We start from the raw sequence: 226 nt of genomic DNA, 5'->3' as shown, positions 1-226 counted from the left end.
TGTTCTAGGCGGCAAAGCCGCCAAGAACAATTTCACGGCTGAGCCCCAATCTGCTCCACCCTTCGTCACCCTACATTCTCGGAGACCGGAATAGTCTCGCTCGACACGAAATCCCGGCCCGCTTCCACCCACGGACGTTACGGTAGTTGCCCGGAAGTGTGAAGTTCAAGAGACCACCTCCGGCGAATATGTCTTGCCACTAAAGACGTTACGATCGGGTTGGAAA

The sequence above is a fragment of the Schleiferilactobacillus shenzhenensis LY-73 genome, assembly GCF_000469325.1.
Lineage (GTDB): Bacteria > Bacillota > Bacilli > Lactobacillales > Lactobacillaceae > Schleiferilactobacillus > Schleiferilactobacillus shenzhenensis.
This window is presented reverse-complemented; position numbering follows the sequence as displayed.